The organism is Pseudarthrobacter sp. SORGH_AS 212, from assembly GCF_030818145.1.
GTDB lineage: Bacteria > Actinomycetota > Actinomycetes > Actinomycetales > Micrococcaceae > Arthrobacter.
In genome coordinates, this window is the sequence record NZ_JAUTAA010000001.1 from 4,197,025 (window position 1) to 4,212,279 (window position 15,255).

At 65.4% G+C, this 15,255-nt stretch carries 19 protein-coding genes; 11 read left to right on the forward strand and 8 right to left on the reverse strand.

Annotation, left to right across the window (positions count from 1 at the left end; genetic code table 11):
* Positions 1-10: 10 nt before the first annotated feature.
* Positions 11-799 (reverse strand): cytochrome c, encoded by a 789-nt coding sequence (locus QE394_RS19270; RefSeq protein ID WP_015937140.1) that lies wholly within the window; start codon positions 797-799, stop codon positions 11-13.
* A gap of 86 nt (positions 800-885) precedes the next feature.
* Positions 886-1,524 carry a heme-copper oxidase subunit III gene (locus tag QE394_RS19275; RefSeq protein WP_172829962.1) on the reverse strand — a complete coding sequence of 213 codons (639 nt, stop codon included), beginning with the start codon at positions 1,522-1,524 and terminating at the stop codon, positions 886-888.
* 148 nt (positions 1,525-1,672) lie between these two features.
* On the opposite strand from QE394_RS19275, the gene trpD reads away from it, so the two are divergent.
* On the forward strand, positions 1,673-2,728 hold the full coding sequence (gene trpD, locus QE394_RS19280; protein WP_349035288.1) for an anthranilate phosphoribosyltransferase: 1,056 nt from the start codon (positions 1,673-1,675) through the stop codon (positions 2,726-2,728).
* Positions 2,729-2,743: 15 nt separating this feature from the next.
* Here the strand turns inward: trpD and QE394_RS19285 are convergent, their stop codons facing one another.
* The 3 genes from QE394_RS19285 to QE394_RS19295 all read right to left on the reverse strand — a co-directional run bounded on the left by QE394_RS19285 (position 2,744) and on the right by QE394_RS19295 (position 3,873).
* Positions 2,744-3,025, reverse strand: coding sequence for an Lrp/AsnC ligand binding domain-containing protein (locus QE394_RS19285; protein WP_268157575.1), 282 nt, complete (start codon positions 3,023-3,025; stop codon positions 2,744-2,746).
* 124 nt (positions 3,026-3,149) lie between these two features.
* On the reverse strand, positions 3,150-3,539 hold the full coding sequence (locus QE394_RS19290) for a DUF3054 domain-containing protein (protein WP_261621189.1): 390 nt from the start codon (positions 3,537-3,539) through the stop codon (positions 3,150-3,152).
* 61 nt (positions 3,540-3,600) lie between these two features.
* Positions 3,601-3,873, reverse strand: coding sequence for a hypothetical protein (locus QE394_RS19295; protein WP_261621188.1), 273 nt, complete (start codon positions 3,871-3,873; stop codon positions 3,601-3,603).
* Positions 3,874-4,152: 279 nt separating this feature from the next.
* Between QE394_RS19295 and QE394_RS19300 the strand changes: the two genes are divergently transcribed.
* The 5 genes from QE394_RS19300 (at position 4,153) to QE394_RS19320 (ending at position 8,428) form a co-directional block, all read left to right on the forward strand.
* Entirely contained in the window at positions 4,153-4,302 is a 150-nt protein-coding gene (locus QE394_RS19300) for a hypothetical protein (protein ID WP_200937761.1), read from the forward strand.
* Positions 4,303-4,314: 12 nt separating this feature from the next.
* Entirely contained in the window at positions 4,315-5,136 is an 822-nt protein-coding gene (locus QE394_RS19305) for a hypothetical protein (protein WP_349035289.1), read from the forward strand.
* A 199-nt stretch (positions 5,137-5,335) separates the two neighbouring features.
* Positions 5,336-6,535: a type III polyketide synthase gene (locus QE394_RS19310; RefSeq protein WP_349035290.1), complete on the forward strand. Its 1,200-nt coding sequence runs from the start codon at positions 5,336-5,338 to the stop codon at positions 6,533-6,535.
* Positions 6,536-6,539: 4 nt separating this feature from the next.
* The gene (locus tag QE394_RS19315; RefSeq protein ID WP_082497377.1) at positions 6,540-7,229 is read left to right on the forward strand and encodes a class I SAM-dependent methyltransferase; all 690 of its coding nucleotides are present in this window, start codon (positions 6,540-6,542) and stop codon (positions 7,227-7,229) included.
* Positions 7,226-8,428 carry an NAD(P)/FAD-dependent oxidoreductase gene (locus QE394_RS19320; protein ID WP_349035291.1) on the forward strand — a complete coding sequence of 401 codons (1,203 nt, stop codon included), beginning with the start codon at positions 7,226-7,228 and terminating at the stop codon, positions 8,426-8,428. The genes QE394_RS19315 and QE394_RS19320 overlap by 4 nt, the downstream gene beginning before the upstream one ends.
* On the opposite strand, the gene QE394_RS19325 is transcribed toward QE394_RS19320, so the two are convergent.
* On the reverse strand, positions 8,394-8,870 hold the full coding sequence (locus QE394_RS19325; protein WP_349035292.1) for a nuclear transport factor 2 family protein: 477 nt from the start codon (positions 8,868-8,870) through the stop codon (positions 8,394-8,396). The two genes, QE394_RS19320 and QE394_RS19325, sit on opposite strands and share 35 nt — an antisense overlap.
* Before the next feature lie 56 nt (positions 8,871-8,926).
* On the opposite strand from QE394_RS19325, the gene QE394_RS19330 reads away from it, so the two are divergent.
* From QE394_RS19330 to QE394_RS19350, 5 genes are all read left to right on the forward strand, one after another.
* A complete protein-coding gene (locus QE394_RS19330) occupies positions 8,927-9,607 on the forward strand; it encodes a peptide deformylase (protein WP_349035293.1) in 681 nt (226 codons plus the stop codon).
* An 18-nt stretch (positions 9,608-9,625) separates the two neighbouring features.
* Positions 9,626-10,504 carry a methyltransferase domain-containing protein gene (locus tag QE394_RS19335; protein WP_349035294.1) on the forward strand — a complete coding sequence of 293 codons (879 nt, stop codon included), beginning with the start codon at positions 9,626-9,628 and terminating at the stop codon, positions 10,502-10,504.
* A gap of 124 nt (positions 10,505-10,628) precedes the next feature.
* The gene (locus QE394_RS19340) at positions 10,629-11,093 is read left to right on the forward strand and encodes an NfeD family protein (RefSeq protein ID WP_056079241.1); all 465 of its coding nucleotides are present in this window, start codon (positions 10,629-10,631) and stop codon (positions 11,091-11,093) included.
* A 33-nt stretch (positions 11,094-11,126) separates the two neighbouring features.
* Complete coding sequence (locus QE394_RS19345) at positions 11,127-12,074, forward strand: SPFH domain-containing protein (RefSeq protein WP_261621180.1); 948 nt, start codon at positions 11,127-11,129, stop codon at positions 12,072-12,074.
* Between the two features lie 254 nt (positions 12,075-12,328).
* Entirely contained in the window at positions 12,329-12,676 is a 348-nt protein-coding gene (locus QE394_RS19350) for an RNA polymerase-binding protein RbpA (protein WP_013600997.1), read from the forward strand.
* A gap of 81 nt (positions 12,677-12,757) precedes the next feature.
* Here QE394_RS19350 and QE394_RS19355 read toward each other — a convergent pair whose 3' ends face one another.
* Together QE394_RS19355 and QE394_RS19360 are read right to left on the reverse strand one after the other, a co-directional pair.
* The gene (locus tag QE394_RS19355; RefSeq protein WP_349035295.1) at positions 12,758-13,498 is read right to left on the reverse strand and encodes a polyprenol monophosphomannose synthase; all 741 of its coding nucleotides are present in this window, start codon (positions 13,496-13,498) and stop codon (positions 12,758-12,760) included.
* 92 nt (positions 13,499-13,590) lie between these two features.
* Entirely contained in the window at positions 13,591-15,246 is a 1,656-nt protein-coding gene (locus tag QE394_RS19360; protein ID WP_349035296.1) for an amidohydrolase family protein, read from the reverse strand.
* Positions 15,247-15,255: the final 9 nt, after the last annotated feature.

Below are 15,255 nucleotides of genomic sequence, written 5' to 3' on the forward strand. Positions count from 1 at the left end.
CGGGACCGCGTCAGGATGTGCGGGACGTCAGCCAGATGGTGAAGGCAATGATGACACCCAGGCCGGCAACCCAAACGAAGAGGCCTTCAGCAACAGGACCCAGCGAACCGAGGTCGGCGCCACCCGGGGAACCGGTGCTTTCGATCTGCTTCAGGAACGTGATGATGTCCTTCTTGCCTTCAGGGGTGATGTTCGAATCGCTGAAGACCGGCATGTTCTGCGGACCGGTCGCCATTGCTTCGTAGATGTGCTTACCCGATACGTCGGCGAGGGCCGGAGCGAACTTGCCGCGGGTCAGGGCGCCACCGGCAGCGGCGGCGTTGTGGCACATGGCGCAGTTGGTGCGGAACAGCTCACCGCCGGCGGCAGCGTCACCGCCGCCGTTCACCAGGTCTTCTTCAGGGATTGCCGGGCCGGCACCCAGGGAAGCGACATAGGCTGAAAGCTGATGGGTCTGCTCGTCGTTGAACTGGGCGGGCTTCTTGAGGGCCTGCGGTCCGTTCATCTGCATCGGCATGCGGCCGGTGCCCACCTGGAAGTCAACAGCAGCGGCGCCGACGCCCACCAGTGACGGGCCATCAGCGGTACCGCTGGCACCCATGCCGTGGCACGTTGCGCAGTTCGCCGCGAAGAGCTTGCCGCCCTCTTCAGTGTCGTTGGCACTGTAGGTGGTGGTGGAAGCCTTTGCCTCGTTGACGGTCGTGGCCACAGCGTACAGCCCACCCGTAAGGAGTAGCCCCATCAGGAGCAGCGCTATTGCTGCCAGTGGGTGACGCCGCTTTTGTGAGAGTGCCTTCACGTGGTGGTTCCTTTATTCGTTCCTGCGACGGCTTGTGGAGCCGCGACCTGAAATTCTGCCTCGTGTAGAAAAAGTTTCAAAACTGGTTACTTGAGTACGTAGATGACCAGGAAGAGGCCGATCCACACGACGTCAACGAAGTGCCAGTAGTAAGAGGTGACAATCGCCGAGGTGGCTTCGAAGTGACCGAACTTCTTGGCGGCGAACGACCGGCCCATGATGAGCAGGAAGGCAACGAGGCCGCCGATGACGTGAAGACCGTGGAAGCCGGTGGTCATGTAGAAGGCGGAGCCGTAGGCGTTCGAGGAGAGCGAGACGTGCTCGGAAACCAGCATCGCGTACTCGGTGGTCTGGCCCGCGACAAAGAAGGCGCCCATGATGAACGTCAGGGTGAACCATTCGTTCATGCCCCAACGGGAGAACGAGAACACCCCTCCGGTGCGGCGCGGCTGGAGCCGTTCGGCGGCGAAGACGCCCATCTGGCAAGTAAAGGAACTTGCCACGAGGACGATGGTGTTAACGAGCGCAAAGGGGAAGTTGAGCTTGGCTGTCTCGTCCGCCCACATCTGAGCGCTCGTGGAGCGCAGTGTGAAGTACATGGCGAAGAGACCGGCGAAGAACATCAACTCGCTGGACAGCCACACAACGGTTCCTACGGAAACCATATTGGGGCGGTTCAGCGTGGGGTGCGCCGGGGTACTGGGGGCATGGGTCGCAGATGTCACATAGACATTATGTCTGTAAAAGTCCGTGCTGCCCAACGCAAACCGCCTTTTGGGGAGACTTTTTCTACAAAGACGCGAAATCGCGCTGAAAAGTTCCCGCACCGGTTCATATTGGTCAGCCGCCGCCATCCCTCGATAGCATCAGCAGGTGACTTCACAGGCTTCCCCAGCGTCCGGCAACACCTGGCCCCGACTGATCTCAGCGCTGATCAGCGGGCGTGACCTCACCGCGGACAACACTTCCTGGGCCATGGACACGATCATGTCCGGGGAAGCCACGCCTGCGCAGATCGCCGGCTTCCTGGTGGCCCTCAGCGGCAAGGGGGAGACGGTCGAGGAACTGTCGGGACTCGTGGACGCCATGCTCGCGCACGCCAAACCCATCAGCATCTCAGGGGAAAAGCTCGACATCGTCGGTACAGGCGGTGACCAGCTGAATACCGTCAACATTTCCACGATGGCGGCGCTGGTCGCAGCCGGCGCCGGCGCGCGGGTGGTGAAGCACGGCAACCGGGCCGCGTCGTCGTCGTCCGGCTCTGCCGACGTGCTTGAGGCCCTCGGGGTGCGGCTGGACCTGGCGATCGACCGCGTGGCCAGGAACGCGGAAGAGGCGGGAATCACCTTTTGCTTCGCCCAGGTATTCCATCCTTCGTTCCGCCATACCGCCGTGCCGAGGAAAGAACTGGCGATCCCCACTGCCTTCAACTTCCTGGGTCCGCTGACCAACCCCGCCAAGGTGCAGGCATCTGCCGTTGGCGTCGCAAACGCCAGGATGGCACCCCTGGTGGCGGGAGTCCTGGCGCGACGGGGGAGCAGGGGCCTGGTGTTCCGCGGTAATGACGGCCTTGATGAGCTCACCACCACCGGCCCCTCCACGGTGTGGGAGATCCGTAACGGCAGCGTCGAAGCTTTGGAGTTCTCGCCCCGTGACCTGGGCATCAGCCCGGCCACCGTGGAAGAGCTTCGTGGCGGCGATGCGAGGGCGAACGCGGTGGTTGTCCGCGAGGTCCTGGCGGGAAAGAAGGGGCCGGCGCGGGACGCCGTCCTGCTGAATGCTGCCGCCGGCCTGGTGGCCTTCGATCTTTCAGCCGAGGGAACATTCCTGGACAGGATGCACGGTGCCTACGCCCGCGCGGCCGCGTCCATCGAAAGCGGTGCCGCGGCCGCAGTGCTTGCTAAGTGGGTCTCGCTCACTGCCTCATAGAGGCAGATGCCTCGCCTACTGCTCGAACCCCAGCGAAAAGGCCGCGTCAAGGTCGTGCTGGGAGTAGGCCCGGAACGCTATGTGGGTGGTGGTGTGGACCACGGCCGGAACTTTCGAGAGCCGGTCGGCAATGACATCCGCAAGGTCTTCATGCCGGGTAACCCTGGCGACGGCGATCAGGTCCCACTCGCCGGTGACGGAGTACACCTCGCTGATGCCTTCGATCGCTGAGATCTCCTCGGCCGTCTCGGGAATGCGGGAAGCGTCCGTTTTGATCAGGACGAATGCGGTGATCACGTTGAAACCCTCCGGATCTGTTGCGCCGCGGCATTGACCGGCGCGTTTCTTGGTCCTGCCAGCCTATTACATCAGTGCCTGCCCGGCCTGATCCAACATGTTGGGCCCGGCGGAGCGCCGGCGCTCAGCTTCGACGGCGCCGGATGATGCGGTACAGGGCGCGGTACCCCATGAGCAGCACGCCCAGGCTCAGGAGGGCGACGACGACGAAAGGCACCACGACGGTCTGCCCCGTAAGGGCCCTGAGCAGCATGCCGCCAATGAGGCTCCCAAGCCATACACCGGCGCCGGCCCGGCGCAGGGACATGGGGTCGCGCCATGCACGGGTTGCGAGCCAGCCCGCGGCCGCCCCGGCGAGGAAAGGCCAGGCCGTGAGGAAGACGCCGGTAATGATGCCGTCCCGGGCATGTGCGTCGCGGCCGATCGCCGCGAACACCAGGATCAGGACAACGTCCGCCACGGCAGCGACGACAACCAAGGGGCTGGAGGCAGGCCCGGATTTCGAAAGACTCATGGTTTCGAGCCTATCCGTCGGCCGCGAAGCTACCGCATCGGCACCTGCCGCTGAAGCAGGCTCAGAGGCGGTGCACCAGCCAGCCAGGTTCCCACCGCACTGAATAGGGGCCGTTGCCGTCCTGTTCAACCAGGATGTGCGTGACCGTGTACGCGATGGCAGAGCCAATCACGGCGCGCACTTTCACCGGCGCTGGCCGGCGCATCAGCACAGGCCTTCCCGGCGCATGCGTGAGTGCCTCTTCCCGCAGTGCACTCGGCGTCCGGCGGCCGGGGGACTGGGGGAGTACAAACAATGATGTGCTCTGGTCTTCGAGATACGGGGACTGCGGCATCGGGCATCCTGGCGCTAAGGAGTTGCACCGGCACCATCTTCATAGGCGCAGGCGGCTTGTGGAGACGCCGGGAACCCGTTCTGCCAAATGGCGGGCCCGGATCGATGGCGCCTTAGGGGAACGACGATATTCGGCCGGGAAGACGTTTGGCATCCGTAGGCTGTACCCGACTTGCCGGCCGCGGGCTACCTGTCCTAACGCGGTGGGGGAGGTCTGGCTGGATGAAGTAGATTCAGTCCTACGCCTACCCGCTGGATGATTGACTGCGTTGGAGGAACCGTGAACAAGCCGCTGTGGATCTGCTGCCTGCTCGGTGCGGCCTTGGGCATCGCCATCGGGTTGGCATTCTTTGACAGTCCCTTCCTGGGCTTCGCACTTGGACTTGGCTTGGGGGCGGTGGTCGGGGCCGGCATGGGCGTCCGGCGCTAGACTGGAACGGTCATGAACGGCGCGCGTCCCCGTCACAGCGTATGGCTGGCAGCATTGGCCAGCCTGCTTGTGGCATGCACGCCGGTCAACGGCACAGATGCAGCTGCCGGCGGCGCGTCGCCCACAGCGACCGTACAACCGGCGGTCGGGACTGCCGGGTCTTCCCCGCAACCCGCTGCTGCCGCCGCCACGCCGGCACCCCTTCCCACTGTCACTCCGCCGCCGGCACCCGGACCGTATGCCATCAATCTCTACCGCGAGGGTGACTTCGTTCCGCAGTACACCTTCGACTGGTGCGTTGCGGCGAGCGTCCAAATGGCCCACAACCTGATCGATGACACAGGTGGGGGAACGTGGTCGGACAGCGTCCAGCAGGGGGAGCTGTGGGACTTGGCCCGCGCACGGTCATCCGACTCCTTCAACGGTGCCAACCCGTTTGGCTGGGCGCACGTGCTCACCGCTTCCGGGATGGGTCCCTACAGCGTGGTCAGCGTCGCTGACTATGGGGTGGCCCTGCAGACGGCGGCGCGTGCAATCGCCGAGACGGGCCGGCCGGTGGGCCTGGTGATGTGGAGCGGCCGGCATGCATGGGTGATGAGCGGCTTCGAGTCGGTTGGTGATCCGGCGAAGTTCCAGGACTTCCGTGTCACCGGAATCCATGTCATGGATCCGTTGTACCCCTACGGCAGCCAACAATGGGGGCCGTCACCTGTACCCAACAGCCTGCTGACGCCTGAGGAACTCGCCACCCAGTTTGTTGTCAGGGAACCCCGGCGATGGAGTTCGCAGCTGCCGGCCGGATACCTCCTGGTGCTTCCACAGGACGCTGCCTGATGGGCCGATCTGAAGGCCTCGCACACAGAACGAGGGGAGAGGCTGACCGCCCCTTCCGGAGCGGCAGTTTCCAGTTACTTGACATAATGTTGATTATCGGCGTTCCGGGAGCATGCGCGGATAGGGGCAGCCGAGGCAATTCCGCAGGTCAAACCGGTGAACCATTGTCTTTGTGGATGGGCTCGTTAAGAATGGGTCAATGACGGTCTACGTGCGTTCACTTGAAACTGCAGTTCCGGCAACAAAGCTGATCCAGGCAGAGGCGCGTGACGTTTTCGCCGCGCAACCCGGACTCAGCAGGCTCGGTTCACGGCTGGTGGGCACGTGCTTCGACTCGGCTGCCATTGAGACCAGGTTCACGGCCGTCAACGAGCTGACCAACGCATTCCGCTCCGAAGATCCACAGTTCTACGACCCGGACTCGGGACTTCTCCTGAATCCCAGCACCAAGGTCCGCAACGACATCTTCGCCCGTGAGGCCACCAAGCTGTTTGTCGAGGCCTCCGCTGCCGCCGTCAAAGCCTGCCCGGACCTCGATTTACTTGACATAACTCATCTCATAACAGTCTCCTGTACCGGCTTTTTCAACCCCGGCCCTGACTACAAGATCGTCCGCGAGCTCGGCCTGGACCCGTCGGTGCAGCGCTACCACCTTGGCTTCATGGGCTGTTACGCGGCCTTTCCGGCCCTCCGCGCGGCCAAGCTGTTCTGCGAAGCCGACCCGAACGCCGTCGTCCTCGTCGTCTGTGCCGAACTGTGCTCACTGCACGTCCGGACGTCCAATGACCCGGACACCATCATGGGATCGGCCCTGTTTGCCGACGGTGCCGCGGCCGCCGTCGTTACGGCCAACCCGGCAGCGGAGGAAACCGCCCTGCTACAGCTCGACCACTTCGAAACGGTGCTGACGCCGGTTGGCGAGGACTCCATGGCCTGGAACATCGGCGACCACGGCTTCGAAATGGTGCTCGGCAACTACGTCCCGCACATCATCGACGATCACATCGTCGGCGCTCTGCAGCCGCTGCTGGCCCGCGAGCCCCACCTCGAAGCACTCCCCTACACCGGCATCAGGCACTGGGCTATCCACCCTGGCGGCCGCAGCATCCTGGACAAGGTCCAGTCCCGGTTAGGCCTCACCGACGAACAGCTGGTCCCGGCCCGGGAAGTCCTGCGCAACTACGGGAACATGAGCAGCGCCACAGTACTCTTTGTCCTCCGGCACATCCTCGAACAGGACAGCGAACCGGGAGACGAACGGATCTGTTCCATGGCATTCGGCCCCGGCCTGACAGTGGAAACAGCCCTCCTGACCAAGCTGCGGCAGGTGCCGGCAGCGGCCGGGGACCCGGCTGGGACGAGGCAGGAAGAGCTGCTGCAGGAAATCCCGGTGGCCTGAGCCGGTGCGCATCTGGCCCGAGCGTGCGGCAGGCGAGCTGGAACAGATGGACCTGCCGGACTGCGATGCGCGGAAGCTGGAGAACACCTACCGCCAGTTCGGCCTGGTCAACAGGATCGTGTCCGGCTGGAGGCGGCTGTACGTCGCAGAACTGCGTCCTGTCCTGTCAGCCGGACCGGCCAGCATCCTTGACATCGGGTCCGGCGGCGGCGACCTCGCCGTCATGCTCGCCCGCTGGGCCGCCCTGGATGGGCTTGCCGTCAGGATCACGGGCATCGACCCGGATCCGCGCGCGGCTGCCTTCGCCCGCAACCGGCCGCCGACCAGCGGCGTGGACTTCCGGCAGGCGCACAGTGCCGAGCTGGTCAGCGAAGGTGCCGTGTTCGACGTCGTTATCTCCAACCACGTCCTGCACCATCTCGGAACGGAAGAATTCACCGACCTGCTGGCCCACTCGGACGTGCTTGCCCGGAAGAAAGCCCTGCACAACGACCTGCGCCGCAGTCCGGTGGCCTTCGCCCTTTTCGGGGTAGCCACCCTCCCCCTTCAGAACTCCTTCATCCGGGAAGACGGGCTGACCTCGATTCGGCGCAGCTATACGGCCGCGGAGCTGTCCGCCCTCGCTCCCCCGGGCTGGACCGTGGAACCCGGTGCAGCCTTCCACCAGGTGCTGGCACTGCGCAGGCGGCCATGAATGCTGATGTGGTCATCGTCGGGGGCGGGCCGGTGGGCCTGTACCTGGCCGCCGTCCTCCTCCGGCAAGGAATTACCGTCCGTGTCCTGGAACAGAGATCCGCCAGGAACCATCATTCCCGGGCCATTGGCATCCACCCGCCGGCCCTCGCCGCACTGGACCAGCTGGGCATCGCCCGCCGGATGGTGGCCGAGGGCGTCCCCATCCATTCCGGGATGGCGGTCAGCCGTGGCCGGACCGTGGGCCGCATGCCGTTCGCCGGAGTATCGGAAGCATTTCCGTTCGTCCTTTCGCTGCCGCAGTACCGGACCGAGCAGCTGCTGGAAGAACAGGTGCACGCCCTCGACAGCTGCGCGCTGGTCAGTGGGATGGAGGTACGAGAGGTAGCGTACGACGGCGGCAGCGCCAGTGTGTCGGCAACGCCCGCCGGGGGTGCCGCGCAAGGGAGCAGTACATTCCGGGCGTCGATAGTGGTCGGCGCGGACGGTCCACGGTCCACGGTCAGGGACCTGCTCGGCGTCCCGGTCCGGCGGAAAACCTACCCCGACCACTATCTGATGGGTGACTTCGCGGACCACCCGGAATTTGGTGACCGGGCCGTGCTCTTCCTCGAGAGCGCAGGCATCGTCGAGTCGTTTCCGCTGCCGGGCGCCGCCCGGCGCTGGGTGGTCCGGCTGGGACAACCCGCCGGAGGGGCAACCCCGGAAGAACTGGCCCGGCTCGTAGCGGACCGGACCGGCATCCACCCGGTGCCCGCCACCAATACGATGCTCAGCGCCTTCAGCGTCAGATCATCGGTGGCCCGCAGGACCGTGGCCGGACGCGTGATCCTGGTGGGGGACGCCGCCCACGAAATCAGCCCCATCGGTGGGCAAGGGATGAACCTGGGATGGCTCGACGCCCACGCCCTGGCCCCGCTGATCGTCCAGACAGTCACGGGCAGGCACGCCCCGGAGGCCTTCCGCGATTACGAGCGGGGCCGCAGCCGGGCAGCCCTGCGGGCGCGGCGGCAGGCCGAAATCAATATGCTGCTGGGCCGGCCGCTGCCCGCCCGGGTCCTTGCATTGCGGAACACCGTGATCGGCGCGGCCGCTGCATCCCCTGCCATCAACCAGTGGGTGGCCGGGCGGTTCACCATGCAGCAGGAGTTCGACGCAACCGGTCTCAGCGGAAGTAGCAGTCGTAGCTGTCCTGGCTGACGATCAGCCCGTCACGGACTTCGAAGACCGACGAGGTCCGCGCCCGGATAGTCTCACCGCGGTCCCAGTAGCGGATGTCCATCAGCACGGTTGCGGACCAGTCAGCTTCGACAGCCACGCGTCCGCCTTCGCAGGTTGTCCTCCTGATGATGAACTCCTGGTTGGCCACCACCTGCGAACTTTGGTCGGCGCCTGCCAACACGTCCGCGAGGTTGCGGGTAGAACCCCCGGGCGCCAGCAGGTGGGGTGCCTCCACGAGCGTGAACGTATCAGCCAGGTAGGGCCTGATCTCGGCCGCTCCCCCGCCGGCTTCCAGGATCCGGATGAACTCGAGGACGCGGTCCACCGGGCCGGAGGACGCCGCGGGTTCAACAGGCTCAACAGGTGCAGCGGGTTCAACAGGTGCAGCGGGCGCGCCAGGCACAATGGTTTCGTCAGCCATGGAATAGACCTTAGCGGAGGACCGGAGTCCCCCGGACCGGCCGTTAGGCTTTCACCATGACCCTCTCCGCACCAGCCACGGCACTCACCGCCGAGCAGATCCGCGAGACTGTGGAGCGCATCCTGTCTGCCGGAACCCTCCCGCCGATCGTGCAGGCTGGCCACCCGGCGCTGCGGCAGAAGGCGGCTCCCTTCGACGGCCAAATATCCCCCGACCAGTTGGCCAGGCTTGTTGAGCTCATGCGGCAGGTCATGCATGAGGCTCCGGGTGTGGGACTGGCAGCGCCGCAGCTCGGTATTCCCCTGCAACTGGCCGTCCTGGAGGACCAGTACGACGTTGACCACGAGGCCGCTGCCATCCGCAAGCGTGCGCCGCTCGAATTCCTGGCCATCCTGAACCCCGCCTACACCCCCGCGGGTCCGGACCGCGCCGCCTTCTACGAGGGCTGCCTTTCCCTCAATGGCCTGCAGGCGGTGGTTTCACGCCCCCAGGCGGTGCTGCTGGACTTCGTCAGGCCCGACGGCGGCGCGGAGCGGCGTGAGTTCTCCGGCTGGCAGGCACGCATTGTCCAGCATGAGACGGACCACCTGAACGGGATCCTCTACGTGGACCGGGCGCAGCTCCGATCGCTGTGCAGCAACGCCGAGTACGCTGCCCACTGGGCCGAGCCGGGGACCGGCAAGGCAAGGGAGGGACTGGGCTTCGATGACGGCCCTGCCGGAATCAGTGTGCCCTAGCCGCTTAAGATAGAGGCCATGCCCCTTCCCAATGACCTGCCGCTGCTATGCCCCCTCTGTTTGAAGCCGTTGGCGGCGGCCGATACCCGCGCCTCGGGACCTGCCCGAATGGCGTGCGGTTCCGGGCACAGCTTCGACGCGGCACGGCAGGGATACTTCAACATGCTGGTGGGCAAGGGCACATCCTTTGAGGCGGACACGGCTGCGATGGCCGACGCCCGTTGCACCTTCCTTGGAACGGGACACTACGCACCGCTGGCACGCGAGGTGGCAGCCGCCGTCGTACCTTGCCTGTCCAGCGAACATGCAGCCGTCCTGGATGCCGGTACAGGTACCGGCCACTATCTGAGGGCGGTCCTGGACGCTGCAGCGGCGCAGGGCCGGACGGTGAACGCTGTGGGGCTCGACATCTCGAAGTTTGCCCTGCGGCGGGCGGCGCGGCTCAACCCGGAGGCCGTCAACCTCGTCTGGGACGTGTGGAAGCGCATTCCCCTGGCCGATGGGTCGGTGGACGCGGTGACGGTCATTTTCGCCCCGAGGAACCCGGCGGAGTTCGCCCGCGTCCTCCGGCCGCACGGCCGCCTTGTGGTTGTCACACCACGGGCCGGGCACCTGTCCACCCTTGCCGCGCTGACGGGCATGCTGGGGATCGAGGAAGGCAAGGACTCCCGCCTGGCCTCCGCCATGGCGGAGCACTTTGACGCAGAGTCGGCTACCGACGTCGATATTCCGCTGTCCCTCACCCGCCGGGAAGCCGCCGACCTGGCCTTCATGGGACCCGCCGGGCACCACCAGGGCCGCGACGCCATCGCAGACCGCTTGGACAGCAGCCCCGAGCCCTTGGCAGCTGACGCGAAGTTCAGGGTGCTGGTGTACCGGCCAAAGAGCCGCCTGTAACGACTTGGCCACTATCCCCGGTCTTCCGCTCCGGGCCAGCACCCCGCCTGTGGTGCCCGACTAGGATGGAAGTCACAGTTACTCAAAGGTCCGCGTCAGGACCTTGTAACGAAGGGGGAACACAGTGTTCGAGTGGTTGGGTGAAAACTGGTGGGCCGTGTGGCTGACCGCATTCCTAGCGTTCGCGGTGGTCGAAATGATCACCCTCGACCTGTTCTTCATCATGCTGGGCGGCGGTGCACTGGCTGCCCTGGTGTCCGATTTCGCCGGCGCAGACCCGTGGCTGCAGATCGTCATCTTCTGCATTGTCTCCTTGCTCATGGTCGCCTTCGTCCGGCCCGTTGCCCTGTCCCACCTGAAGAAGGGCCCCGCCGAGCAGCGGACAAATGTGGACCGCCTCATCGGTGAGCATGCCGTAGTCATGGAGGCGGTGACATCGGATGGCGGCCTGGTGAAGATTGGCGGCGACATCTGGAGCGCACGCTCCGCGGCCGGCATCCTCTCTGCCGGGCAGATGGTGGTCGTCGCAGCCATTGACGGCGCCACCGCCGTAGTGTCGGCGCCGCCTCCGGCCGAAGACCGTACCTGACACAGCTTTATCAATTGGGGAAGAAGGAAATGTATGGATAACGCAGGCAGTGCCGCCTTGGCCGTCGTGCTGGTAGTACTGATCATCTTTGTGATCATCGTCCTGGTGCGGTCGGTCCGCATCGTTCCGCAGGCCCGGGCGGGTGTCGTGGAGCGCCTGGGCAAGTACCAGCGGACGCTCAACCCGGGGCTCACCATCCTCATTCCGTTCGTGGACCGCCTCCTGCCCCTGCTGGACCTCCGCGAACAGGTCGTCTCGTTCCCTCCCCAGCCGGTTATCACCGAGGACAACCTCGTGGTCAGCATCGACACAGTGGTCTACTTCCAGGTCACGGACGCACGGGCTGCCACCTACGAGATCGCCAACTACATCCAGGCTGTGGAACAGCTCACCACCACCACCCTGCGTAACGTCGTGGGCGGACTCAACCTGGAGGAGGCGCTGACCTCCCGCGACCAGATCAACGGACAGCTCCGGGGCGTGCTGGACGAGGCCACCGGCCGTTGGGGCATCAGGGTTTCCCGGGTGGAACTCAAGGCCATCGATCCGCCGCACTCCATCCAGGACTCCATGGAAAAGCAGATGCGCGCCGAGCGCGACCGCCGGGCGGCCATCCTCACGGCTGAAGGCACCAAGCAGTCAGCAATCCTGACCGCTGAAGGGCAGCGTCAGGCCGCCATCCTCAAGGCCGAAGGTGAGGCCAAGGCGGCCATCCTCCGGGCGGATGGTGAGTCCCAGGCCATCCAGAAGGTCTTCGATGCAATCCATAAGGGCAACCCGGACCAGAAGCTTCTGGCTTACCAGTACCTCCAGACCCTGCCGAAGCTGGCAGAAGGCACGTCCAACAAGCTGTGGATCATCCCCAGTGAAGTTGGCGAGGCGCTCAAGGGCATCGGGAGCGCCTTGGGCGGAACCAACCCGGACCCCGCAACGGCGGGCGGCCTGTTCGACCAAACAGCGGCCAAGACATCTGAGCCCTGATCAGTTCAGGGGCATCACAGCCCTATCGGCAAGGGGAGGAGCCTTCGCGGGTTCCTTCCCTTGTTTTGGACCCATGTGTCTGCAGCCCGTATAATGGGGTATTTGTCCGGCAGGTATTGTTCCGCTGGAACAACAAAGCTTCGGAATGCGTTGAATCTTATGATGCAGCACAGAGCACACAGTAGTCCGGCGGCGTCTCGACGCTGCCGGCTAGCGCGGGTTTCCATTCCGCGAACCGACCAGAGGGAGAAATCATGAGCGATCGCAGCCTGCGGGGTATGCGCCTTGGCGCGCAGAGCATGGAGACAGAGTCAGGCGTCGAGCCGGCTCCGCGCCAGCGTGTCGAATACCGTTGCGAGGACGGCGAGCAGGTCTTCGTCACTTTCTCCTCCGAAGCAGAGATCCCGCCGGTGTGGGTTTCCAAGACCGGCAAGGAAGCGCTGCTGGTCGACGGCGAACGCCCCGATACCAGCAATGACAAAGCAGTGCGCACGCACTGGGACATGCTCCTGGAACGCCGCTCCCTGCCGGAGCTGGAACAGATCCTGGAAGACCGGCTGACCATCCTGCGCGAACGCCGCGGAGAGCGCCGCTCGGCCTAGGCTCCGCCAGCCACAACGTAAAGGAACTGCCCCGGCACATGGTGCCGGGGCAGTTCCTTTTCTGTTGCAGGTGGCCGGAATCTACCGCTTCGCCGTGGCCTTGCGGGTGAGGGTGTTCCAGCGGGCGGCCAGGCCCCATTTGGTGACGTTGATCATGGCCTCGACAACGATATTGCCGCTCATCTTCGAAGCGCCCAGTTCACGTTCCACGAACGTGATGGGGCGTTCCTCGATGCGCAGGCCCATCCGCGCCACGCGCCAGGCCAGGTCCACCTGGAAACCGTAGCCCACGGAATCCACCTGGTCCAGGTTGAGCTTCTCGAGGGTGGACCTGCGGAAGGCGCGGTAGCCGCCGGTGACGTCCTTGATCTTCAGGCCCAGCATCAGGCGGGCGTACGTGCTGCCCACCCGTGAAATGGCCTGGCGGTACAGCGGCCAGTTGACCACGCTCCCGCCGGGAACCCAGCGCGACCCCATGGCCAGGTCTGCGCCCTGCTCCACGGCCTCAAGCAGCTGGGGAAGCTGTTCGGGCTGGTGGGAGCCGTCGGCGTCCATCTCCACAAGCACGTCGTAGCCGGCGTCGAGTCCCCACTTGAACCCGGCGATGTAGGCGGCGCCGAGTCCTTCCTTGCCCTTTCGGTGCAGGACGTGGACCTGGGAATCTTCGGCCGCTTTGGCGTCGGCCAGCTGGCCGGTGCCATCGGGGCTGTTGTCATCCACTACCAGCACATCCGACGCCGGCACGGCGGTCCGAAGGCGCTGGAGCGTCTTGGGCAGCGATTCCAGTTCGTTGTAGGTGGGGATGATCGTAAGGACGCGCACAGAGGGCCTTTCCTGGTGGGAGCGGTCGGTGCACCGGCCGGCAAGCAAGCTGCCTGTTGGCGCAACTACCAAGTATAGGACGGGTGGCTGGGTCAGGATCGCAAGGCCGGGCTTGCGAACAGTTCGACGCCGTTCCGCACCGTCTGCAGGCAGGCGGGGTCGGATCCGGTGTCCAGGGCGGGCAGCAGCGGTGTGCGCGCCCGGGGATCGGTGCTCCAGGACTGGACGCGGCCGTCGGCCACCTGGACCATCAGCTCTTCGACCTCCCACACGGCAAAGCTTGCCGGCGCTCCCGGTACCAGCTGTCCGGCCATGGGGTCGGAGTACTTGGCGGCCCGCCAGCCGGCTCGGGTATGCCCCAGGAACGCGGCCCGGGCGGAGATGCGCTGACCGTCGTTGTGGTGTTCCAGGCATGCACGCACGCTCGACCAGGGGCGGAGCGGAGTCACCGGGCTGTCACTGCCGAAGCATACGGGCACACCTGCGGAGTACAGGGCAGCGAACTGGTTCATGGACCCGCTCCGGTCCCCCAGGCGCTGGCCATACAGGCCGCCTGATCCGCCCCACGCTGCATCGAATGCCGGCTGGGCGCTGACGGTCACCGAATATTTGGCAAGCCGGGCTACCGCATCGGCGTCCGTCATTTCCACATGTTCAAAGCGGTGGCCTGCCGCGCGCACGCGCTGCTCCCCTACCTGTTCCGCCGCCAGGTCCAGCGCAGCGAGTGCCGTATCCAGGCCTGCGTCGCCTATGACATGGAACCCGCCCTGGATGCCGGCCAGCGAGCAGGCTGCCAGGTGCGCCGCAGCTTCCTGAACGCCCAGGTACAGGCTGCCACGCTCCTCGGGGGCGTCACTGTAGCCGGTGCGCAGGGCTGCGGTGCGTGAACCGATCGAACCATCAATGTTCAGGTCACCTGCCAAGCCGCGGATATCGAAGCCAAACTGCGAAACAAGGCTGCGTGCCTGTTCCTCGGTTGCGGCCAACTCGCCCCAGTAGGGCAGGATTTCCGGTTGTGCAGGCCTTCCGGAACCCTCGGTGTTCCACGCGGCCGCAAGACGCAAGTCATCCGCGCCACCAATGTGCGGGGCGCCCATCTCGGCCAGGGCCACGTAGCCATTCGCTGCCGCCTCTGCCAGGGCCTTCGCCTGGTATCCGCGAAGGACGTCGGCGGGTAAGCGGCGCGCGGACCGCCTGGCAGCCGCATGGGCCGCGCGCGAGACTCTCGCACCGCCGTCGTACCCCTCTGCGTCCTGCAGGCCAGGCTCCCGTGCCAGGGCACCCGAGACCAGCGCAGAGTGGACGTCCACGCGCGACAGGTAAACGGACCGGCCGCCGGCCGCCCGGTCCAGTTCGTCAGCGGTGGGCAACGTCGCGTCGGTCCATTGCGTCTCGTCCCAGCCATGACCCAGGACGGGCCCGCTGCCGCTGGCCGAAGCAACGGCGTCCAGCAGTTCCCGGGCGGAGTTCACGGATGCAAGCTTCAGGGAGCCGAGGGCTATGCCGGTTTCCGTAAGGTGCGCATGTGAATCCACAAACCCCGGCGTGACAAGGGCGCCCCGCAGGTCGATGATGTCCATCGTTGAATCAGCAATGGAGGACGCCGCCTGCTCGGACCCCACCCAAGCCACGGTATCGCCGTCCACCAACATGGCCGTGGCGAACGGATCGGCCGCGGTGTAGACGGATCCGTTGCGGTAGAGCACTGCCTTGGAACGGGAATTGGACTCTGGACCGGACGTGGTCATTGGCGAAAG

What these genes read in the sequence shown, in the direction of transcription:
- QE394_RS19330 (WP_349035293.1), top strand. Translation starts at nt 8,927, where the DNA reads ATGACCCTCTCCGCACCAGCCACGGCACTCACCGCCGAGCAGATCCGC.
- QE394_RS19325 (WP_349035292.1), bottom strand. Translation starts at nt 8,870, where the DNA reads ATGGCTGACGAAACCATTGTGCCTGGCGCGCCCGCTGCACCTGTTGAA.
- QE394_RS19305 (WP_349035289.1), top strand. Translation starts at nt 4,315, where the DNA reads ATGAACGGCGCGCGTCCCCGTCACAGCGTATGGCTGGCAGCATTGGCC.
- QE394_RS19290 (WP_261621189.1), bottom strand. Translation starts at nt 3,539, where the DNA reads ATGAGTCTTTCGAAATCCGGGCCTGCCTCCAGCCCCTTGGTTGTCGTC.
- QE394_RS19320 (WP_349035291.1), top strand. Translation starts at nt 7,226, where the DNA reads ATGAATGCTGATGTGGTCATCGTCGGGGGCGGGCCGGTGGGCCTGTAC.
- QE394_RS19345 (WP_261621180.1), top strand. Translation starts at nt 11,127, where the DNA reads ATGGATAACGCAGGCAGTGCCGCCTTGGCCGTCGTGCTGGTAGTACTG.
- QE394_RS19350 (WP_013600997.1), top strand. Translation starts at nt 12,329, where the DNA reads ATGAGCGATCGCAGCCTGCGGGGTATGCGCCTTGGCGCGCAGAGCATG.
- QE394_RS19335 (WP_349035294.1), top strand. Translation starts at nt 9,626, where the DNA reads ATGCCCCTTCCCAATGACCTGCCGCTGCTATGCCCCCTCTGTTTGAAG.
- QE394_RS19310 (WP_349035290.1), top strand. Translation starts at nt 5,336, where the DNA reads ATGACGGTCTACGTGCGTTCACTTGAAACTGCAGTTCCGGCAACAAAG.
- QE394_RS19360 (WP_349035296.1), bottom strand. Translation starts at nt 15,246, where the DNA reads ATGACCACGTCCGGTCCAGAGTCCAATTCCCGTTCCAAGGCAGTGCTC.
- QE394_RS19295 (WP_261621188.1), bottom strand. Translation starts at nt 3,873, where the DNA reads ATGCCGCAGTCCCCGTATCTCGAAGACCAGAGCACATCATTGTTTGTA.